The following is a 21,015-nucleotide window of genomic DNA, read 5'->3' as shown; positions in this document are numbered from 1 at the left end:
CCCTCCGTCACGATTCGATTGTATTTGAGGCTAACACTCGCTTAGAGGCATAATGTCCAACTTTGGGATTGTCGACCCCTGTCGCCGGCCGCCGGGCCAGCGCGCAGAACACCACCACCGTCAACGGCAGCACCTCGCCGACGTAGAACGCGAGGATGTTGTCCAGGTCGGCCGTCACCAGGATGACCGTGACCGCACCCAGCGGTACGCAGAGCAGCTTCGGCGTGAGCTGCGACGACCGCCTCGCCCAGCGGTGGTAGCGGCGGGCGAACCGCAGGAACAGCCCGAGGACGGCGAACGACGCCAGCGCACCGGCCGGACCGAAGTTCAGGGTCGCCTCGCCGGTGATCCCGAAGACCCGCTCGGAGCGCAGCCCCGACTCGTACACCCCGGGCCCGTACAACGCGTTGGTGCCGACCTGGGACTTGTCCCGCAGGTCGGCGTCGCCCAGGGTGCCGGGCACCAGGGACAGCGGTGCGGCCAGATAGGTGCTGCCGAGACTCCAGCCGGCCGCGTCGGTGCGTTCCCGGTCCAGCAGCAACGCCTGGATGTCGGCCCGGCCGAAGTCCCCCAGCAGCACCATCGGCAGACCCCGCCCGGTCGTCTCGGAGACCTCCTCGACGGTCCGGATGCCCTTGGCGATGTCCATCACCTCGACGCCGGCACCCTTGTAGAGCCCGTAGCCGTAGACGAAGACCACGACCACGGCCGCCGAGGCGAAGAAGGCCTTGCGGGTGATCGGGACGACCACCAGGTGGATCAGGACCAGACCCAGCACCAGCGGCCACAGCACGCTCGACCGGCTGCCCCGCAGCCCACTCACCGCGAACTGGACGACGACCAGCCCCACCAGCAGCACCACCACGAGGCCGGTGCGCTGCCGCAGCACCCCACGCCAGCGCACCGCCACCAGACAGAACAGCAACAGCGGGAAGGACTCACTGAGCAGCAGCAGCCAGCCCAGTCCGGCCAGCGCCTGCCGGTCCTGGGTCATCGCCGTGAGGAAGCCCGCCGGCCCGCCGAGCAGGGTCACCAGGGCCGCGAACGCCAACAGACCCACCGCGACCGCCGTCACCGCGAACCGCTGGAACCGCCCCTCGTCGAAGCTCAGGAACCGCATCCCGCCATGCCGCTGGACCTTGACCTCGGCGCGGCGGCCGGCCGGGGCCGACACGATCGCCCGGTAACCGGCCAGGCCGACCGCGTTCAGCAGCGCCATCGCGCCCAGCGCGGCCCGCCAGTCCGGTGTGGATGGAAACAGCAGCGGTGGCCAGAAGTCGAGCGTGACGTGCAGAATCGGGGCGAGGTAGTAGAAATGAAGGCCGAAGAGGCCGAGAATCGCCTGCGGGTCGAACACGTCGCGTCGGCGCAGCAACCACTCGACCGCGTCCACCCCGATCAGCACCCCGCACACGGTGACCGGGATGAGAAACCAGTGCTGCAGCAGTGGATTCGTCGCGGCCAGCGCCACACTGGTCGCCGGGACCAGTACGGCGGCCAGCAGCCAGCTGACGCCCGGGGCGTCGGCGGGGCCACCAGCCGGCCGACCGGCGCACGACGCGGCAGGCGCCCCGGCAGGAGCGGGTCTCGCCTCGATCGCCGCCACTAGGCGCCCAGCCGGCCGATCCGCTCGTCCAGCACCCGCCAGAGCAGCCGCGAGTAGGTGGCCGAGATGTGGTTGCCGTCGCGCAGAGTGACGACGTTGCCGACCAGCGCCGGGCAGACCGTCGTGGTGCAGAACCAGGGCGTCGGGTCGACGACCAGCACGCCGTGCCCGGCTACGGCGTCGGCGGTCAACTGGCGACGACGCGGCTCCAGCACCACGTCGTCGACGGCACCGTGGCAGGTACGGGCGTCGTCGAGATGGACGGCGAGACAGTCGACGACGGTCGGGGGCAGCCACGGCACGTCGCCGATGAACACCACCTGGCTGCCGTGGGAGCGCAGTTCCGCCACCGTACCGGCCCAGCCGTCCGCCCAGACCTGGTCACGTTCGGTGAAGACGCCGACCGGGTCGCCGAAGGTGTAGTTGGTCGAGGAGGTGACCACCATTGCCGGCCGCAGCTCGCGGATCCGGTCCAGCGCCCGGTCCCGCCACTGGACACATTCGTCGTACGGGCGGTTCACCGAGTCGAGGCGAAAGCGGACCGAGGCGGCGCTGCAGAAGCCCTTGACCATGACGATCAACCGCCAGCCACGGGCGGTCACCAGCTCACGCAGGGCGGGGAACCAACTGCCGGCGTGCGAGTCGCCGAACAGCACGACGGTGTGGGCCGCCGTCGGGTCGCCGTACCCGCAGGGGTGGTCGGTGCCGGTGTCGGTGATCTTCAGGACCACGCAGCCGTCCTGGAACACCGTCGGGATGTCCGCGGTGACCTGCGGCAACGGCGGTGTCAGATTCGCCGGTACGGCCGGTGCGGCGACGCTGGCGGCGACCAGCCGGCGAAGGTCGCGCTCCACGTCGGTCGACGCGGACAGCACGGCCGCGGTGTCGACCGGGGCACCGGTGCCGGCCACGGTCGGGCGGACCAGCACCGCCGACACCGCCACGGCCACGGCGGCCGCCGACGCCACCGCGGCCAGCCCGATGGTCCGCCAGGGACGCACCGCCAGCACCCGGGCGCGGCGCAGCGGGTCCTCGACGAGCCGGTACGTCACCACGGCGGCGAGCAGCGCACCGGCCACCAGGGCCAGGTTCTGCCAGGGTATCGCGGTGCCGCCGAGCAGCGCCGCGCCGATCACCAGGAACGGCCAGTGCCACAGGTACCACGAGTAGGACAGCCGACCGGTCCACTGCAACGGTGTCCGGCCGAGCAGCCCCACGGCTCCCCCGGTGTGCGGGACACTCCCGGCCGCGATCACCAACGCGGTGCCGGCCACCGGCAGCAGTGCGGCGTACCCGGGGAACCGGGTGGCACCGTCGAACAGCAGCGCCGCCGCCACCACGGCGGCCAGGCCGACCCAGGTCAGGCCGGCGGCCAGCCGGGCCGGGATCCGCGCGACGGTCGGCAGGCCGAGCGCGAGCAGCGCGCCGGCGAGCAGTTCCCAGGCCCGGGCCGGCGAGCCGAAGTAGGCGTACCCGGGTGAGTGGGCGGTCAGCCACACGCCGAGCATGAAGGACGCCCCGGCCAGTGTGCCGACGACGCCGAGCACGACCGGCAGGCCGGCGTGACCGCCGGCCATCGGGCCGGCAGCACGCCGGCGCCGGGCCCACAGCAGCAGGACGATCAGCAGCAGCGGCCAGCACAGGTAGAACTGCTCCTCCACGGCGAGCGACCAGTAGTGCTCCAGCGGCGACTCGCGGCGCATCGAGTCGAGGTAGTCGACACTGTTGCGGGCGAGCAGGAAGTTCACGCAGTATGCGACGCTGGCGACCGCCTGGGTGGCGATCCACTGCAGTTGCAGCGGCAGCCACCACCAGGATGCGATCAGGGTGGCGACGAGGACGACCATGGCGGCGGGCAGCAGACGCCGGGCCCGCCGGGCGTAGAAGCCCAGGATCGACACCGAGCCGGTGTTGGCGAACTCGCGCAGCAGCACGGTGGTGACCACGAAACCGGAGATGACGTAGAAGACGTCGACGCCGACGTAGCCGCCGCCGAACAGCGGCACCTTGGCGTGGTAGGCGACGACGAGCGCGACGGCGACCGCGCGCATCCCTTCGATGTCCCGGCGGAATCCGCCGGTGGGTCCGCGGTGGTCGGTCGTCGGCCGGGCGGTGTCCACTGCGGAGTTTTCACGACCGGCCGCGGCCGGGCGGACCACGGTCGACGCTGGCGCGGCTACGGCCACTCGCGGCTCGCTCGTGGCCAGCTCGGCACTGGTCATTGCGCTGCGCACCCACTCTCCGAACCCCGACAGGTACGGACAGTTCTATCAGCGCCTTTCCGAACAAGAGCGATGTTTACCGAAAAAAGGGCACAATCGGACCAAAGCCGCCCAGGAGTCGACGGTACGGTCGGCCGGTCAGCCGTGCACGGGCTGGGCGGCGAACTGCCGTACGGTCGACATCGGTACGGCGGCCAGCAACGCCCAGTCGTGACTGATGTCGGCGGCGGTGCTGAGCAACTTCGGCAGATACTCGCCGAGCAGCTGCTCCATCGAGGTCTCGGCGGCGTACACGGTCACGTTCACCGCCGCGACCACCCGGCCGTCGCCGTCGCGTACCCCGGTGGCGACCGACCGGATCCCGGCGGCCAGGTCCTGGTCGGCGGCGGCCCAGCCCCGGGCGCGGACCTCGCGCAGCACCTGGTCGAGCTCGGCGCGCTCCGGCTGCCAGCGTGGGGAGATGCCGGAGCGACCCGGATGGGCCAGTACGGCGGTCAGCTCCTCGTCGTCGAGCGCGGCCAGCAGCACCTTGCCCATCGAGGTCGCCACAGCCGGGAACCGGGTGCCGATGGTCACCGCCAGGGTGACGATCTTCGGCACGGCGACCCGGGACACGTAGACGATGTCACTGCCGTCGAGCTGCGCCATCGACGTCGACTCGCCGGTCTGCCCGACCAGGCGCTGCATGTGCGGGCGGGCCACGTCCCAGATGCTCAACGCGTTGACGTACGCCATGCCCAGCTCCAGCACCCGGGGGGTGAGCGCGAAACCCCGGTCGGCGGCGCTGCGCACGTACCCCAGCTCCTCGAGGGTGAGCAGGATCCGCCGTACGGTCGGACGGGCCAGCCCGGTCGCGGCGGCGATCTCGCTCAACGTCATCGTTGGCCGGCCGGGCCGGAAGCAGCGCAGCACGTCGAGCCCCCGGGCCAGCGCCTCGATGAAGTCGGCACCGGCTTCACGTCCGGCTTTCCGCGCCATGGCGACCCTCCGCTGCCGGTGACCCGGCGGGTGACACCCCGGCCGGGGACGGCCCGGCGGACGGGTGTCCGCCGGGGGTTGTCCAGAGAGTCGGCCGGGTCCACCCGCAGGTCCTCGGCCGCACCCTGCCGCTCAACGGCGCCGGGGTGTGCGGTGCCGCGCTGGCCGACCTGGACCTGCCGGTCGACCTGCTGCGCGGCTTCGCCCTGCTGGCCCGCACCGCCGGGCTGCTCGGCCACCTCGCCGAGGAACGCCGCAACCCGCTCGGCATGGAGATCTACCGCACCGTCGACCGCAACGCCCGCTACGTCCCCCCTGCCACCGCCTGATCCCAACTCTTGGAAGGAGCGGCCATGGCCAGCATCGTCGCGGTCATCGCCTCCACACACCACCCGTTCTACTACCGGGCCACCACCGCCACCGGCGAGGACCGGCCACCCTTCGCCGACGAGTGGCAGCGCAAGATCCTCGCCTTCCGGGAGACCCTCACCAAGGCCAACCCGGACGCGCTGGTGATGGTCGGCTCCGACCACTTCTACCAGCTGTGGCTGGACAACATGCCGCAGTTCCTGGTCGGCAAGGCGCCGTTCTACGACGCCAACTGGTACAACGAGGAACGCGAGTTCGGCCTGCCCCGGATGCTGCTCAAAGGCCAGGAGGACCTGTCCGGGCACCTGCTGCGGGCCGGCCTGGACGCCGGCTTCGACCTGGCGTTCAGCAACGAACTGCGGATCGACCACAGCATCACCTGCCCGATCATCACCCTGCGGCCCGAGGCCGACCTGCCGATCGTGCCGATCTACACCAACATCTTCGCCCCGCCGCTGCCGCAGCCGAAACGCTTCGTGCAGCTCGGCGAGGCGATCCGGGACATCGTCGAATCCTGGCCGAGCCACCTGCGGGTGGCGGTCATCGGCACCGGCCACCTGTCGCTGGAGCTCGGCGGGCCGCGCCAGTTCGGCCCGCACGGCCCGGACCCGGATTTAGACCAGCGGGCGGTGGAGTGGATCGCCAACGGCGACCTGGACGGCTGCCTCGCCGAAGTGACGCTCGACAGCCTGCACTCCCCCGGCAACGCCACCCACGGCTTCATGGACTTCATGCTGATGATAGGCGTCGCCGGTGCCGGGGCGAAGGCACACCACGTCGACACCCTCGATCTGTTCCACACCATGGAGGCCTACTTCACCTGGTACCCGAACGGAGCGCCGGCATGAGCAAGTAACTTGTGGACAAGTTCCTCTACACCGTCGACCGGGACCCGGAGCTCGTCGAGCGCTACCGGTCCGAGCCAGCCGAATTCGTCACCTGGTGGGAGGCGGAGCGGGCGAACTCCGTACTGAACTGTCACACCGGTGAGGCCAGCACCTGGCTGCGCTTCACCGACGACGAACGCGACGCCCTCGCAGCCCACGACCACGTCCGGCTGTTCGAGCTGGGCGCCCACCCGTTCCTCACCTTGACCCTGTTCATCGCCATGTTCGAACGCGACCACGACGAGCCGTTGGCCTACCAGAAGCAGTACGGGCTGCGGCTGGCCCACTTCGCGTTGCCGTACCCGGACATCGCCACCTGATGAACACGTCGGAGTCGATGCCCACGACCGGCATGATGTCGGCGGCCGTGCTCACCGGGTACGGCGAACCACCGGTCGTGCAGCGCCGGCCCCGGCCGAGACCCGCCGCCGGGCAGGTCCTGGTCCGGGTCGACGCCGCGCCGATCACCCCGCTGGACCTGCTCTGCGCCTCCGGCAGCTCCTACCTGGGCGCGCCGGCCCTGCCGTACGTGCCCGGGGTGCAGGGCGTCGGCACCCTCGCCGACGGCTCCGGCGTGTGGTTCCCGACCCGCGCCGGGATGGCACCGGGCGACGGCGGCCTCGCCGGGTACGCCGCCGTGGCCGTCGCCGACCTGGTGCCGCTGCCCGACGGAGTGGACCACCGGCTGATCGCCGCGCTCGGCTACTCGGCGATCGCCGCCTGGTCGGCGTTGACCATGCGGGGTGGGCTGCGCCCCGGCGAGGACGTGCTGGTCCTCGGGGCCAGCGGCACCGTCGGGCAGGCCGGGGTGCAGCTCGCCCGGCTGGTCGGCGCCCGGCGGGTGATCGCCGCCGCCCGGTCGGCCGCGGCCGCCGAGCGGCTGCGCGACCTGGGTGCCGACGCGGTGGTGCCGCTGCGCGCCGACGACGACGTACCCGGTCTGGCCGACCGGCTGCGTGATGCCGCCGGCGGACCGGTCGACCTGGTCCTCGACCCGCTGTTCGGGGTGCCGGCGGCGGCCTCGCTACGGGTGCTGCGCCCCGGTGGCCGGCTGGTCAACCTGGGTGGTTCGGCCGGGGCGACCGCCCCGTTCGAATCGGCCACGCTACGCGGCGGCGCGCTGCGCGTACTCGGCTACAGCAACAACGAGCTGACGGCGCAGCAGCGGGCGGCGGCGCTGGCCGCGATCGCCGGGCACGCCCACGCCGGCCGGTTGACCGTCGACCACCAGGTACGGCCGCTCGACGAGGTGGCCGCCGCCTGGCAGGCCCAGGCCGACGGGTCGGCCGGCGCCCGGATCGTCATCACCCCGTAGGTACCACCTGTGCCACATCAGACCCTGGTCTGCTCGACCGGGCTGGTGAAGAAGGTGGCCAGGTGGGTCAGGGCGGTCCGCGGCGCGTCGGGCATGATGTCGAGCACGGCGGCCGAGCCGCGCCCGGCCAGCGCGTCGGTCACCTCGGCGGCGGACGGGCCGGCCGCCGGCGCCGAGGTGACGGTGAGCGTCACCGCGTCCCGGGCTTCCAGCTCGAAGATGCCGCCGCCGTCGCCGCCGAGCTCGAGGCGGTGGCTGACCTGGTCACCGAACTGTCGCGCGACCGCCGCCGCGATGAGCAGCCCGTACGCCGTCGCGTAGCCGGTCGCCCCGTTCTTGGTCGGGCGGTCGACGCCGAGGGCCAGGAAGATGTCCCGTTCGTGCAGCCACGAGTCCCACAGGACGTGCAGCACCAGCACCGTCCAGTCCATCGGCCCGAACGGCAGAACGACGTCGAACCGCTCGCCGCGGGCCAGCCGGCCCCGCGCCACGGCGAGGACCTCGTCGGTCGTCGCGGCGAGCCGGTCGACGGTGGCGGCGGGCGGCTCACCGGCAGACGCCGTGAGCCACCGGTTCGGGGTGACCCGAGGGTCGAACCCGGCCGTCATGTCGAGGGTGCGGTCGCCGGGGTCGGCGGCGATCGCGCGGGTGACGTCGCACATGTGCCGTACCGTGTCGTGCACGGACCAGCCGGGGCAGCGGGTCGGCGAGGACCACTCCGGCGACCCGAAGCCGCGCAGGTCGTCGAGGAGCTGCCGCCGCTGGTCGGCGACGGCGTCGAGCAGACGGGCCGGCTGGAGTTCACATTCGCCGGGAGTCTGCAGCAGCATGGTGGAGGTCGGGTTGGTCGCTGTCATCGCCCATCCTCGAATCGGTTACGGAAAAGCGTATTCCGGTCAGTCCATCAAGGAACAATCGTCGAGGTGGATGCCTAGTCGCTGGACGGCACGACAGCCATCATCGCGTCGACCTGACACAGCAGCGCGTCGTAGCCGGCCGGGCTGGGCTGCTCATCGCTGACCAGGGCGACGGTCAGCAGCGTCTGCACGGTGACGTTCTCGGCGGTGGCCGGCAGCGTGTCGTGCCCGCCGAGCGCGGCAAGCAGCAGATTCTCCGCAACCGTCGGGTCGACCAGGGTGCGCTCGGGGTCGAACCGCTCCCGGACACTGGCCACGAACCGGATCACCGCCCCGTGGTCGTCGTCACGGCGGAACCGCCGGTCGACGCAGAGCACGAACAGCCCGCTGAGCAGGTCAAGATAGTGCTGGCGGTCGGCGTCGGTGAACCGCTGGACCCGCCGGTCGTGGGCACCCACCTGCCCGGCCATCAGGAAGGTCAGCGCCGCCACCGGCTGGCTGGCCGTCACCGCCCCACCTCCCGCTTCACGTTGTTCCACAGTTCTTGGCGGAACACCTGCCAGCGGGTCCGGAACCGCAGGTGCCGCCGGTGCGCGGCGACCACCGTCGCCGCCATCCGGGTGCCGACGGCGACGGCGTCACCGTTCGGGCCGGCCATCGGCCGCACCGCCGCCAGCCGGGCGGTCCGCGCGGCCGGCGGATCGGCACCGGTGTCGAGGGCGTCAAGGTAGCGGTCGAGCGCCCCGCTACCGAGGTCGAGGCTGATCTCGACGTCACGCAGCCGCCCCAGTGCGGCGGTCAGCCGGTCGGCGGTCGCCTGCGCGGGCGCGTGGTCGCTGCGGCGCAACCGGTCGGCGGCGTACCCGAGTCGGTGCCGCAGCTGCGGCAGCTGGGCGGCAGCGTGCGCGGCGTGGTGGCGCGCGGTCCGCAGGCCGTACAGAATGGACGCGACCGCGACCGGCCGGCCACCCGGCAGCTGCGGGCGGCCGTCCGCGACGGCGTCGAGGACATCGCCGTACGCCTCCCACGCCTCGTGCAGCGCGGCCTGGTAGCGGTCGGTGGCCAGGCACGCGTCCGGGTGCCGGCCGCCGTCGAGCTGCTCCTCGGCGTGCGTGACTGCCGTCTCCATCGCCAGGGCGACGGCCCGCAGCACGTCGATCGTGTCAGCGGCCGCCTGCAACGCCTGTCCGTCAGCGTTCTCGTTCTGCTCAGCTGGCGCGTCGGTGTCGCTCATGCCGACCGCCGCCACCAGGTGAACCGCGCCTGGCCGGCGTGGGTGGTCCGGGTCGGGACGAGCGGGCGCGGGTCGAGCAGGGTCGCGCCGGGCCGGCGGAACGGCAGCCGGTGGTAGCGGGCCAGGGCCGCTTCGGCGGCGGCCAGGTCGGCGCAGGGGCCGGGCCGTCCGCAGCCCAGACAACACCCGTTGTACGCCGAGGTGGTGTGCACGTCGACGGCCTGCTGCGCGGCCATCACCACCTTCCGGGCGTACGCCGTGTAGACGGTGCCGCTGGCGGTGGTCGCCACCTGTGGGTCGAGCTGCTGTTCGGGCTGGGCGGTGATGGATAGGGGGTCGGATGTCACCGGTCGGTGCCTCCCGTTCAGGGCGTGGAGAGGGCGCACCTGGTCAGCCGGCTGGCGGGCCGGCTGACCAGGCTCCTTGCGGGAAAACCAGCTCCGGGTTTGCAGACCTGGGAACCGGTCAATGGGAGCTTTGCACACCCGGTTGCACCAAGCAAGACACCGGAGCCAACTTTGTGCATCCGGTCGCATACAGCTTTGCTGCAGTAGCTGTGTCTTGTCGTACATAGCTGGGCTGTGATCCAATGGCGGGGCAGACCTGGGAGTCCTCAATGCCCGTGAAGCCCAAGTGGGAACAGCTCGTTGATCACATCCGCTCGCAGATCGAGTCCGGCGAGCTGGGCCCTGGTGATCGAATCCCGTCAACCGCGCAGCTCCGCGAGCAGCACGACGTATCCACCACAGTGGTCCGCCGCGCCATCCTCATGTTGCAGATGCAGGGCATGGTGCAGGGCGTACATGGGCTTGGGGTGTTCGTCGCCGACCGCGACGAGGCCGCCGGCTCGTAGCGCCAACGCGCTGGAGGGCGAGTGACCACAGGGCCTCAGTGGGAGCAGGTAGCGGACGACATCCGCGCGCAGATCGAGTCCGGTGAACTCCGTCCCGGCGATCGGCTGCCGCCCACCGACCAGTTGCGCGAACGTCATCGGGTCGCCGCCTCGGTCGTCCGCCAAGCGATCCTCGCCCTGCAGGCAGAGGGTGTTGTCCGAGGCGTACCCGGGGTGGGAGTGTTCGTCGTCGACCGCGTTGCCGACCACGAGGGAACCGTCATTGTTCTTAAACCGCCGGTGTGACGACAATGGCGGTTCCCTCGATGCAGTCGACGCCCGGTTCGGCGGCCGGCGATAGGCTGCGCTGATGCAAGATCCAACGCAACCGTCGACGCAGCTGCCTGCGCATCCGCAGGTGCGACGCGCGACTTTCGCCGACGCACCCGCCCTGGTGCGACTCCGAGCGGTCATGCTGCAGGACATGGGCGCGCCGGTCGGCGACGAGTCGGCAGCTTGGCGCTCGGCGGCCCTCGACTGGTTCTCCCGGTCACTCGGCGACCCGGAGATGTTCGCGGCGTTCGTGGTCGACGACCCGCAGCACGGCATCATCAGCGGTGCCGTCGGCCTCTGCGACCGGCACGCCCCCTCCCCTGGCAACCCGGGCGGGCTGCGCGGGCACCTGTTCAACGTGTGCACCGAGCCGGACCATCGGGGCCGCGGCTACGCCCGCGACTGTCTCAAGGCGCTGCTGGACTGGTTCGCCACCGACACCACGGTCAGCGTCGTCGACCTGAACGCCACGGCGGGCAGCGGAACCCTGTACCAGTCGATGGGCTTCGCCCCGGCCCGTCACCCGGCGTTGCAGCTACGCCGCGACCAGATGAGAATCCCAGCACCACCGGCCGGCTGAACCCCGGTCCTCGCGGCCAACCCTATGGGAGAGGCTCGGCTGGCGCGTCGGTCGGTCGCCGCTGCTTGGGCGTCGCGGAGCTCGATCCGGCTGCGCCCAGCTTCATGACGCTCGGCAGCAACTGCTGGTGCACCCGGTTGAGATAGCTCAGCCCAGCATCCTCGTCGGAGTTGCTGGCGAGCGATTGCTGGATGTACCGATGTCTGTGCTCAGCATCAGCCAACACCTCGGCCCACGTCCGAACATGGACCCGGAACTTCGGTGCCACCAGTGCGCAGCCTCGAGGATTGCCGGGTGTGTCGAGCTTTCGCTTGACATATGAATCGTAGTCGTTGCCGATCAACCAAAAATCCCACGATATTCCTGGCTGACTGAACTGGTCATCATCGGTGATCGCTATAGCGTACGCTTCGATTTGGTCCAGCTCTTCTTTACCGAGAGTAACCGATGGACGCTTGAGTTCGACAACCAGGTACTCGCGACTCTTGGAGTAGGAGGAAGCGCTGCCCGACATCACAAGGTCCGGGATCAACAGCTGCCCGTCCTCCCGGGATTGAGGAATGACGTCATCGTAGGCAACATCCTCGCCGAGCAGATTCAGGTGCTTGACGAGGACGCGCCGGAGCGCCTCATCACTTGCCATCAGCGTCCATTCGTCGCCAAATATCCAAGCCTCGCGTTCGAGGATCTTGTGTAGTTGGCGCCGCTCAGTAGTGGCCTTCTTCGACTCGTGGTCGAACACCATGGACCGGAGACCAGAGATGAAGTCGAGACGATCCAAGACGCTGTGCGTGGTGGTGATGATACTTTCGAGCGTGGTCCGCTCAAACAGCGCGGCCATCTCCTCCGCACGCTCTTCGGGTAGCCGCAGCACTTCGAGCATGATCTTGTGTACGGCCGACGGATCGGTCTCGACCGCGACACGCAACATCCGCATGCTGAATCGTCGCTGCTCGACGTTCATTTTCGTGAGTAATGGGGTTGCGGCAGTCGCCATGATGTCGAATGCCTTCTGGATGACCTGCTCAGACGCGGTCGTCGGCTCCGATTTGTACGGGTATGACTGCTCCAGCTTCCAATCGTCGACGACCTGCATCTGACGCTCACGGGACCGCTGCTCTATCTGTTCGGCGATCGCCTGTCGGCCAGCCTCGAACACCCGCGCGCCCACGTCTTCGCCACCCAGAATCGCTAGGCTCGCGCTGGTGTCCGGACCCTTGAAGCCATCCCAGCAGATATGACCAGTAAAGAGAATGTCACGTGCCCTGAGATCTGCCGGAACATCAAGAAGAGCCGCCCCGTTAGAGTCACACAGGTAGACGCGCTGAATGCCCTTCATCTTGCGCTTCCACTCAATGAACGTTACCGTGACCGGCTCAGTCAGGCCCTCGACGTCGACGAGCACATCCACTGGGGGAAGATGACTTGACGAAGGGTCGATACTAACGCCCCGGATCTCAATTTCAACTTTCGGATACTGCCGGAGATAAAGAGCAAACTCAGCAGCAAGAAGGTCGGCAAGATCTGGCCGATTCAGCTCTTTGTCTGCTGCGGGAGTTACGTTCGCGATCCGCAGCATCGTCCCAGTAGGTCCGAGACAGGACACCGGTTCGCTGATCTCGTAGTTACGGGGATCAGTGCCCGTGAGCTCGACCTGAATAGCCGCGACGGCCCCATCAGCCTGCTGGGCAACCGACTCCCAACGGGCGGACAGCCCGAGACCAAGAAGGTCATACCGCCCCTGCCCGCGCTGACCATGGACGGTGCGACCGTTGTGGGTCCGCGCATCGATGCGCCGCTTCCAGGAGTCCCCGTACTCTCCGAACCCCTTGCTGGCACGTTCCCGGTTCATTCCCTCACCGTCGTCTGTGACGATGATCGTGTGGATTGCTTCGAGCGCGTCGAACTCAAAGTCGATCTTGACGTGATCGGCACCGACGTCGAGAGCGTTCCAGATCGCCTCCGCCAAGGCCTTGACTGGAGCCCGTCTGGAGTCCGTAAGGATGCGTTCGCTCATCTCAACCGGTCTGGTTGCCATGCGCTCAGTCAAACACCCTCGATCTACTGATTCAAGGCGGCACTCGGTCAGTCACAGCCGATTCCAATCCCTCCGGCGACTCCGGCTGCAAGGTCAGGCGACGTCGGTCTCCGGCTCGGCCGCTCTCGCCTTCACCGTACGCAGGATGCTGACCAGCTTGTCGACGTCCGCCGACGGGAAGACCGAATCCGGTCCGGCCGGCGCCAGCTCGGTGAACGGCGACTCGTAGAGCCGGCTCGGCTCCATCACCCCATTCTGGGTCAGGTGCTCGATCATGATGTTGACGAAGTCGAGCTGCCCGGCGTCCAGGTTGCGGCCGGCGGTGAACTCGTCGAACGCTTCGGTGGCGGCCTGCCGGTCCAGCCCGACGAGGGAGCGCAGGAACAGTCCGAGGCCGTTGGCCCGCCGCCGGGCCTGGGCGATCTCCTGTTCACTGCCGCCGCAGTCGACCAGCATCCGTTCCAGCTCGGCCAGGTCGGTCGGCGACAGCTGCCGGTTACGCCGCAACTTCTGCAACGCCACATGGTCCTCGTGGGTCCGCAGGTGCACCCGTACCTTCTCCCGGAACCGCTCGAAGTCGGTGCCGACGTCGAGACCGGTCAGGCGTACCTCGGTCACGTCGTTGATCTTGTCTTCGAAGTCGGTGTAGACGATCGCCCGCTTCGACTTTTCGACCAGCTTGACCAGCGACCGGACCCGTCGCCGCAGCCCTTCCAGCATCGGCAGGGTGACATCGCGCCACCACTCCTCGGCGGCGACCTGGTCGAGCAGCTCCACCTCGGCGCGGATCGCCGGGATGTTCGTCTGCTCCAGCAGCGCGGCGGCGATCGCCTGCACATCGGCCTTGATCCGGTCGAAGCGGCCGCCGGCACCGAGTCGGGCGAGTTGCAGCCGCAGGATCATCAGGTCGAACCGTTTGGCTTCCTCGTCACCGGTCGGGCGCACTTCGCTCGGCAACCGAGCCAGCTCGTGGCTGATCTCCTCCGACGACTCCGGCGTCAGCCGCTGCCAGCTCGCCGGGTCGGCGTACCGCTCGACGGCCTGCCGGTGTGGGCGGACCAGGAAGTTCTCCAGCCGCATACCGGCGACCAGGCCGCGCAGCTCGTTCGCGACGTCCCAGCGCAGCCCGACTTCGCTGCGGGTGCCGTCGCCGTCGATGACCGTGCCGGCGGGCAGCCGCTGGTCGAGCTGGCTGATCAGCTCGACCTTCGCCTTGAAGATCCGCTCACTGAGCGACGCGGCCGTGGACCCCTCGGTACGGGTGGGTGACTGGCCGAAGTACTCGAAGTTCTCGCAGAAGTCGAAGACCAGGAAGTCCTTCTTGTGCTGGCCGGGGCCGAACAGGTCGTTGCACAGCCGGGTGCCTCGGCCGATCATCTGCCAAGACTTCGTCTTCGACCGCACCTGCTTGAAGAAGACCAGGTTGACGACCTCCGGCACGTCGATGCCGGTGTCCATCATGTCGACCGAGATGGCGATGTGCGGTGCCTTGTCCGGAGTGCCGAACGAGTCGATGAGGCTCTGTGCGTACCGGTCCTTGTGCAGCACGACCCGGGCGAACTCGCCGCGCAGCTGCGGGTAGCTGGCGTTGAACCGGTCGGCGATGAACTCGGCGTGCCGGGTGTTCTTGGCGAAGATGATGGTCTTGCCGATCCGGTCGCCGCCGGCCACCCGGTGCCCCCGGGTCATCAGCAGTTCGAGGACCTTGTCGACGGTGTCGGCGTTGAACAGCCACTGGTTGATGGCCTGCGCGTCGACCCGGTCCGGTGCCTCCTCCTCACCCCACTCCAGCTCGTCCCACTTCTCCTTCTCGTGCTCGGGAAGGTCGTCGTAGCGGATGCCGTGGCGCGGATAGCGGATCGCGACGGAGACGGCGCGCGGCGGGACCAGGTAACCCTCGCGGATCGCGTCCTGCAGGCCGTACGCGTCGGTCGGCACGCCGTTCTCCAGGTTGAACAGGCGGTACGTGTTGCGGTCGACCTCGTCCTTCGGGGTGGCGGTCAGCCCGACCAGCAGCGAGTCGAAGTAGTCGAAGATGGCGCCGTACTTCTGGTAGACCGACCGGTGCGCCTCGTCGATGATCACCAGGTCGAAGTAGCCCGGCCCGAACCGTCGGCTGCCGCCCTCGTCCAGCTCGTTGATCAGACCCATCATCGTCGGGTACGTGGCGACGTAGACGCGGCCGTCGGTGCGGTTACGGTCCTGCGACAGGTTCACCGTCACCGTGTCCGGCAGGTGCGTCTTGAAGGCGTTCGTCGCCTGCTGCACCAGCGCCAACCGGTCGGCGAGGAACAGCACCCGCTTGATCCAGTTGGCCCGCTGCAGCAGGTCGACCAGGGCGATCGTGGTGCGGGTCTTGCCGGCCCCGGTGGCCATCACCACCAGCGCCTTACGCTGGCCGTCGACCTCGAACGTGTCGGCGATCCGGCGGATCGCCCGCTGCTGGTAGTGCCGGTTGACGATCCCCCAATCGATCGACGTGTCGGCCAGCCGCTGCCGGCTCGACCGGCGCTGGATCAGCAGGTCAAGCTGATCCTTGGTGTAGAAACCCTGGACCTTGCGGTACGGGTACCTGACGTCGTCCCAGAGCCAGATCTCATAGCCGTTGGTGTAGAAGATCACCGGCCGCCGGCCGTACATCCGCTCCAGCGCGTCGGCGTACAGCTGGGCCTGGTTCTGGCCGTCGATGGCGTGCCGCCGGGCGCTCTTGGCCTCGACGATCGCCAGCGGCCGGTCGTCGTCTCCCCACAGGACATAGTCGACGTAGCCGATGCCGGTCTGGTTCGGCATGCCGCTGACCTGGAACTCGATGTCCCGTGCCTGATCCAGCGCCCAACCTGCCTCGTGCAGCAGCAGGTCGATGAACAGGTCCCGGGTCTGCTGCTCGTTGTAGTCGTGGGTGTCCGGCACCCTGCTGTTGCGCGCCTTGGCGGCGGCGACCTGCCGGCGGAGTTCCTTGACCTGCTCGTCGAGGTCACCGTCGAGCTCGGCGGCGGCTTCGCGCTCCTCGCGCTCTTCCTGCGCGGCGAGCTGGTCGGCGAGGGCACGCAGCTCGGCACGGGTCTTGGCCTGACGCACCTGCGGCCTCGGCAGCAGCGCTTCGTCGAAGACGAGGCTGCTCGACGGCACGGCGGCCTGGTCGCGGGTGTAGGTGCGGGCCAGCCAGTACATCAGGTGGAACAGCTCCTGGCAGACCACGAGCGCGTCCCGGTCACTGACCCGGCGGCTCTCGTGGACCGCCGTGTTGCCCTGCCGCCGGATAATCTCCATCTTGGCGTGCAGGTGCTCACCGACCAGGTTCTTCAGCGCCGGCTCCGCGATCCGCGCCGCGAGCTGACCCCGGTACGGCCGGCCCAGCGCCTCATCGGCCCGGTACAGCCACTTCACCAGGTGTTCGAGGCAGCGCCGAGCATAGAAGCAGGCGTAGCGGGGGTCTGCGAACGTGTGCTGCTCGACCCGCTGCGCCTCGTCGAACAGGTCGGGCCACTCAGCCCGCAGGAAGGCGAAGTTGCTGGCCGCCGTCACAGCTCCCCCCGAAACGCCCGGTGCTGCAACGACGCAAACAACGCATCCAACTCCCCCAACGCCCTCCGCTGCACCACCTTGGCAGTCTCAATCGAAGAGATAGCGCTCGCGAATTCCCGCTGAAGATCCAAGGGAGGAACCTCGACAGCCACAGTGGCCAGGTTGCCCTTTGAGATGTTCGGCATAGATCCAGCCGAACCAGATGCAAGATCTTGGACGGTCCGCCTCTTCGGTGGATAACTGAGCAATGCATGAAGATACTCCGCTACGACAGGGGCTTCCTCCTTCAGCTCAAGCCGAAACATCAAGTCAGGCATCAGCCGCCGCACCGGGGTAGACCGCACAAGAACACAGGCAGCAACCAGATCTCTCGTATTCTTACGCGAAAATAGGATGTCACCAGCACGCACCTCGTCTTCAGCGCGTGGCGCGACGGTTACCGGAAGCGCCTTGTTCTCGGCAGGTCGGAACTCACCGCTTGTCACAGCCCCCAGTTTGAGCACAGCCCACTCACCCTCAGAAGCCGGCCGATCGAGACAGATCGGGCTACGCCCACTATGAATCCTTTCGACCAAGGCACCAAGCGCCACCCTCTTCCATGATCGGTCATTCAAGATCGGATCGCCGAACATGTGAACAAAGGCGGCAGTGCGCGCCGCACCCAACAGACCGAGAGCAGCGCGACGCTTAGCGCGCAGGGTATCGACGCGGTCCAGCACGTCCGCGATCCGCCACTGCTCAGCCAAACCAGGAACCGGCACCTCCATCTCGCCAATGTCCTGTCGATTCACCTGCTTAAATGTCGCGCCCTTACCCTTAGCTGAAAGCTCAGGGGCACACCACGTTAGCCAGTGCCAGAGATAGCGGGAGTCAACTTCTTCCGCAGGAGTCAGACCAGCGACTCCACGACCCAACGCATAGATTCGATCACTCCAAACCTTCGCGCCGATTGACGCCCGCACGCCGAGGATGATCTGCCCTCGCTGAGAAAGCTTGGCGGCATGCTTCGTGAACTTCTTGACTACTGGGCGGTCACCTTCGAAGTCGCCGGGACCTGCCACCAGCGGCCAACCCAACCCATCGAGGTTGTAACCCTCACCCGGTGGCGCCTGTCCCATCACGATCGAACAGACTTCGTCCAGCCTTTTCGTAGCCCACGTCACAGCAGCCCCTTGAGGTCGGCGAGGCCCTGCCGGATCTCGGATTCGAGGCGTTCGAGTTCGGCGATGATCTCGGCTGGCGGCCGGTGCTCGACCTCCTCGTGCACGATCTCCTTGTAGCGGTTGAGGCTCAGGTCGTAGTCCTGGGCGACGATATCGTCCTTCGGCACGCAGAAGGACTGCTCGGTGCGCGCCCGCTCCCGCTCTGCACCGTCGCGCTGCTTCCAGCGGGCCAGCACGTCCGGCAGGTTGTTCTTGGCGTGCTCCTCAGCGGTCAGCGCCTCGGCCGGCACCGGGCCGAGCTTCGCCTCCGGCAGCAGCGGGCCACGCTTGTCGTCGAGGCTCCAACCGTCGGCCTTCACCTCGTAGAACCAGACGTTGCCCGTACCGCCGCTGTTGGTCTTGGTGAAGAACAGGATCGCGGTCGACACCCCGGCGTACGGCTTGAAGACCCCGCCGGGAAGCTTGACCACCGCGTCGAGCTTCTGGTCCTCGACCAGCATGCGGCGCAGCTCCTTGTGTGCCTTGCTGGAGCCGAAGAGCACCCCGTCGGGCACGACTACCGCCGCCTGGCCGCCGTTGCGCAGCAGCCGCAGGAACAGCGCCAGGAACAGCAGCTCGGTCTTCTTCGTCTTGACGGTCTGCTGCAGGATCCGCGAGGTGCGCTCGTAGTCGAGGCTGCCGGCGAACGGCGGGTTGGCCAGGATCACCGAGTACGCGTCGGTCTCGTCGCTGACGTCGTCACCGAGCGAGTCCCGGTAGTCGATGGCCGGGTTCTCCACCCCGTGCAGCAGCATGTTCATGCTGCCGACCCGCAGCATGGTGTTGTCGAAGTCGAAGCCGTGGAACATGTCCTGGTGGAAGTGGCCACGTAGCACCGGGTCGTGCAGCGCGGCCGGATGCCGCCGGCGGATGTACTCGACCGCGCCGACCAGGAAGCCGGCGGTGCCGCAGGCCGGGTCGCAGATGCGATCCTTCGGGCCGGGCTCGACCATCTCGACCATCAGGTTGATGATGTGCCGGGGCGTCCGGAACTGGCCGTTGTGCCCAGCCGTCGCGATCTTGCTGAGCATGTATTCGTACAGGTCACCCTTGGTGTCCCGGTCATCCATCGGGATGTCGTCGATCATGTCGACGACCCGCCCGAGCAGCGCCGGGTTCGGGATGGTGAAGCGGGCGTCCTTCATGTGCCGCGAGTACGCCGACCCGTCGCCACCCAGGGTGCGCAGGAACGGGAAGACGTGCTCGCCGACGATCTCGTACATCTTTCGCGGGTCGCCAAGGCCCGTGAAGTACGACCAGCGCAGCTCGCTGTACGGGCGACCGAGCGGGTCGTCGCCGTCGGGGTAGATGTGCCGAACCCCGTCGGGGCCGAGACGCTGCGCCCGGTTGTCGGCGAGCTTCTGCAACTCGTCGAGACGGCGGATGAACAGCAGATACGTGATCTGCTCGATCACTTCGAGGGGGTTGGAGATACCGCCCGACCAGAAGGCGTCCCAGATGCGGTCGATCTTGCTCTTCAGTTCACCAGTGATCACGGAGTCATGTCCCAAGGGGCTGAGTGGTGGTGGACACGGAACCGTTTAGATTCAGCCATGTCCCCACTTGCCACAAGGGATTGTGGGCCAGGTTACTTGCGACTGTCGCAGCACGACACGAACGATCGTGCCGACCTTCGTGACCAGGCGGAGGAATCAACGCTGGTCAACGCATGATCAACCTAGAGGTTCGACAGGTACGCCTTCAGGCTCTTGACTGCCTGGTGAGTCAGGACGGCAGCTTCCTCGACGTTGGCGCGGGACAGCTCCGACCAGGTGTAGATCTCCTGCGTACGGTCCTGCCGCCCACCGGCGAGCAGTTGTGCCACGCCGAGCTGACTCGCCCGCATCGCGTTGGCGACGTTCGCCAGCTTCACCTGCTGCGTCTCAATCTCGTCCAGCAGCCGACGCAGCTGCTGAAGATAGGAGCCGGTGCTGCCGCCGCCCCCACCGCTGCCGCCCCGGCTGGCCGGGCCGCCGATGCTGATCGTACGGTCGCCACCGCCCCGGATCCGGTGGCCGGGATAGCGGCGACGGATGCCGCTCAACGGTCTCGCCCCACCGCCACCACCAGCGCCGGAGCCACCCGGGGTCGCCCCGTCGCCCGCCCGAGCCTCACGTCGCCGGTCCAACACCGTGTTGACGAACCCCTTACCGGCGACGCTGACCGCATGGCCGAGGATCGCCCCGACGATCGCGACGGACGACGGAAGTCCCCACTTCGTGGTCGCGAGTGCAGCCAGGGCGCCGAGGCCGGCCCCCAACTGTTGGACGAGGTTGCCGGTGCCTTCCTTCGTGGTTTCGTGCCGCCACTGCTGGACGAACGACTGAGCCGGTCGTTCACCAGCCCGATACTGACGCCGCCGCCAGCTCACTCGTCGACCACCGGATCGAGAAAGGCGCAGGTCGCCGAGATCAGTACCGGCAGGTTCTCGGCGACTTCCTGAGCTATCGACTCGGGCGTCAGCCCCAAGGGCTCCTCCCCCGGCTCCAACTCGTCCTCGTCGGCGGCCGCGTAGTAGGCGCACGCCTCCCACAGGTTCTTGCTGTGGAACGAGAACGACCAGAGCCCGTACACCGAATTTGGTAGGGCGACGAGGGGTTGGTCGGCGATGCCGATGCGGTGCTGGTGAGGGGCGTCCGGTGTGGAGCCGAGGCCCTGGGCCAGCGGCAGCAGCTTGTGCCGGCTGAACACCGGGCGCAGATCGCCGTCCGGGTCGAACTCCACCAGCAGACCCCGGGCGATCAGATCGTCGACGTACCGGGCGGCCTGTGGCTCCGGCTTCGGTGCGGTCTCCAGCATCCGCACCAGCGACTCCCGGTTGACCGACAGCTTGGCGTGCCGGTCCGGGTAGAGGAACGCCGCCGCCCACACCGCCGCCTCGGTCTCGGTCAACTCGACCAGGTCGTCGCCGAGGTGCACCTCGTAGCACTCCGGCGTCGGGTCCGGCGGTCGGACGTACCGGTAGCGCGGACCCATGCTCAACCCGGCGGGCACGATCACAGTCGACATACCGCCCAGTCTCCCAGCCTCAGCCAAG

General features: G+C 68.4%; 20 protein-coding genes. 7 read left to right on the top strand and 13 right to left on the bottom strand.

Annotated elements, in window-relative coordinates; genetic code table 11:
- Positions 1-7 precede the first annotated feature (7 nt).
- The 3 genes from ACN28F_RS24850 to ACN28F_RS24840 form a co-directional block, all read right to left on the bottom strand.
- Positions 8-1,606, bottom strand: coding sequence for a hypothetical protein (locus ACN28F_RS24850; protein ID WP_421359943.1), 1,599 nt, complete (start codon positions 1,604-1,606; stop codon positions 8-10).
- Positions 1,606-3,840: an acyltransferase family protein gene (locus ACN28F_RS24845; protein ID WP_421359942.1), complete on the bottom strand. Its 2,235-nt coding sequence runs from the start codon at positions 3,838-3,840 to the stop codon at positions 1,606-1,608. The genes ACN28F_RS24850 and ACN28F_RS24845 overlap by 1 nt, the downstream gene beginning before the upstream one ends.
- A 126-nt stretch (positions 3,841-3,966) precedes the next feature.
- Complete coding sequence (locus tag ACN28F_RS24840) at positions 3,967-4,806, bottom strand: IclR family transcriptional regulator domain-containing protein (protein WP_421359941.1); 840 nt, start codon at positions 4,804-4,806, stop codon at positions 3,967-3,969.
- Between the two features lie 146 nt (positions 4,807-4,952).
- Between ACN28F_RS24840 and ACN28F_RS24835 the strand changes: the two genes are divergently transcribed.
- Genes ACN28F_RS24835 through ACN28F_RS24820 form a run of 4 tightly spaced genes read left to right on the top strand, consistent with a single transcriptional unit; the run spans position 4,953 to position 7,377 of the window.
- A complete protein-coding gene (locus ACN28F_RS24835) occupies positions 4,953-5,135 on the top strand; it encodes a hypothetical protein (protein WP_289210263.1) in 183 nt (60 codons plus the stop codon).
- Between the two features lie 24 nt (positions 5,136-5,159).
- Positions 5,160-6,023 carry an extradiol ring-cleavage dioxygenase gene (locus ACN28F_RS24830; RefSeq protein ID WP_289210262.1) on the top strand — a complete coding sequence of 288 codons (864 nt, stop codon included), beginning with the start codon at positions 5,160-5,162 and terminating at the stop codon, positions 6,021-6,023.
- 11 nt (positions 6,024-6,034) lie between these two features.
- A complete protein-coding gene (locus ACN28F_RS24825) occupies positions 6,035-6,382 on the top strand; it encodes a hypothetical protein (RefSeq protein WP_289210261.1) in 348 nt (115 codons plus the stop codon).
- Positions 6,382-7,377, top strand: coding sequence for a quinone oxidoreductase family protein (locus ACN28F_RS24820; protein WP_421359939.1), 996 nt, complete (start codon positions 6,382-6,384; stop codon positions 7,375-7,377). Before ACN28F_RS24825 ends, ACN28F_RS24820 begins: the two co-directional genes overlap by 1 nt.
- Before the next feature lie 17 nt (positions 7,378-7,394).
- Here the strand turns inward: ACN28F_RS24820 and ACN28F_RS24815 are convergent, their stop codons facing one another.
- From ACN28F_RS24815 to ACN28F_RS24800, 4 genes are all read right to left on the bottom strand, one after another.
- A complete protein-coding gene (locus ACN28F_RS24815) occupies positions 7,395-8,234 on the bottom strand; it encodes a maleylpyruvate isomerase family mycothiol-dependent enzyme (RefSeq protein WP_289210259.1) in 840 nt (279 codons plus the stop codon).
- A gap of 74 nt (positions 8,235-8,308) precedes the next feature.
- On the bottom strand, positions 8,309-8,743 hold the full coding sequence (locus ACN28F_RS24810; RefSeq protein WP_421359938.1) for a hypothetical protein: 435 nt from the start codon (positions 8,741-8,743) through the stop codon (positions 8,309-8,311).
- On the bottom strand, positions 8,740-9,468 hold the full coding sequence (locus ACN28F_RS24805) for a hypothetical protein (protein ID WP_421359937.1): 729 nt from the start codon (positions 9,466-9,468) through the stop codon (positions 8,740-8,742). Before ACN28F_RS24805 ends, ACN28F_RS24810 begins: the two co-directional genes overlap by 4 nt.
- Positions 9,465-9,815, bottom strand: coding sequence for a hypothetical protein (locus ACN28F_RS24800; protein ID WP_421359935.1), 351 nt, complete (start codon positions 9,813-9,815; stop codon positions 9,465-9,467). Before ACN28F_RS24800 ends, ACN28F_RS24805 begins: the two co-directional genes overlap by 4 nt.
- 242 nt (positions 9,816-10,057) lie before the next feature.
- Between ACN28F_RS24800 and ACN28F_RS24795 the strand changes: the two genes are divergently transcribed.
- From ACN28F_RS24795 to ACN28F_RS24785, 3 genes are all read left to right on the top strand, one after another.
- Entirely contained in the window at positions 10,058-10,321 is a 264-nt protein-coding gene (locus ACN28F_RS24795) for a winged helix-turn-helix domain-containing protein (RefSeq protein WP_421359934.1), read from the top strand.
- Positions 10,322-10,342: 21 nt separating this feature from the next.
- A complete protein-coding gene (locus ACN28F_RS24790; RefSeq protein WP_421359933.1) occupies positions 10,343-10,606 on the top strand; it encodes a winged helix-turn-helix domain-containing protein in 264 nt (87 codons plus the stop codon).
- Between the two features lie 112 nt (positions 10,607-10,718).
- Positions 10,719-11,213 carry a GNAT family N-acetyltransferase gene (locus tag ACN28F_RS24785; protein ID WP_289210253.1) on the top strand — a complete coding sequence of 165 codons (495 nt, stop codon included), beginning with the start codon at positions 10,719-10,721 and terminating at the stop codon, positions 11,211-11,213.
- A gap of 22 nt (positions 11,214-11,235) precedes the next feature.
- Here ACN28F_RS24785 and ACN28F_RS24780 read toward each other — a convergent pair whose 3' ends face one another.
- From ACN28F_RS24780 to ACN28F_RS24755, 6 genes are all read right to left on the bottom strand, one after another.
- Complete coding sequence (locus ACN28F_RS24780; protein ID WP_289210252.1) at positions 11,236-13,230, bottom strand: ATP-binding protein; 1,995 nt, start codon at positions 13,228-13,230, stop codon at positions 11,236-11,238.
- A 114-nt stretch (positions 13,231-13,344) separates the two neighbouring features.
- The gene (locus ACN28F_RS24775) at positions 13,345-16,776 is read right to left on the bottom strand and encodes a DEAD/DEAH box helicase family protein (RefSeq protein ID WP_421359931.1); all 3,432 of its coding nucleotides are present in this window, start codon (positions 16,774-16,776) and stop codon (positions 13,345-13,347) included.
- Positions 16,773-17,939, bottom strand: a complete 1,167-nt coding sequence (locus ACN28F_RS24770) for a restriction endonuclease subunit S (protein WP_421359930.1) — start codon at positions 17,937-17,939, stop codon at positions 16,773-16,775. Before ACN28F_RS24770 ends, ACN28F_RS24775 begins: the two co-directional genes overlap by 4 nt.
- Positions 17,936-19,474 carry a type I restriction-modification system subunit M gene (locus ACN28F_RS24765; protein WP_289210249.1) on the bottom strand — a complete coding sequence of 513 codons (1,539 nt, stop codon included), beginning with the start codon at positions 19,472-19,474 and terminating at the stop codon, positions 17,936-17,938. Before ACN28F_RS24765 ends, ACN28F_RS24770 begins: the two co-directional genes overlap by 4 nt.
- Positions 19,475-19,656: 182 nt before the next feature.
- The gene (locus tag ACN28F_RS24760; protein WP_421359928.1) at positions 19,657-20,349 is read right to left on the bottom strand and encodes a hypothetical protein; all 693 of its coding nucleotides are present in this window, start codon (positions 20,347-20,349) and stop codon (positions 19,657-19,659) included.
- Complete coding sequence (locus tag ACN28F_RS24755) at positions 20,346-20,987, bottom strand: hypothetical protein (RefSeq protein WP_289210247.1); 642 nt, start codon at positions 20,985-20,987, stop codon at positions 20,346-20,348. Before ACN28F_RS24755 ends, ACN28F_RS24760 begins: the two co-directional genes overlap by 4 nt.
- Positions 20,988-21,015: the final 28 nt, after the last annotated feature.

Source organism: Solwaraspora sp. WMMA2101, assembly GCF_049179175.1.
Lineage (GTDB): Bacteria > Actinomycetota > Actinomycetes > Mycobacteriales > Micromonosporaceae > Micromonospora_E.
This window is presented reverse-complemented; position numbering and strand designations above follow the sequence as displayed.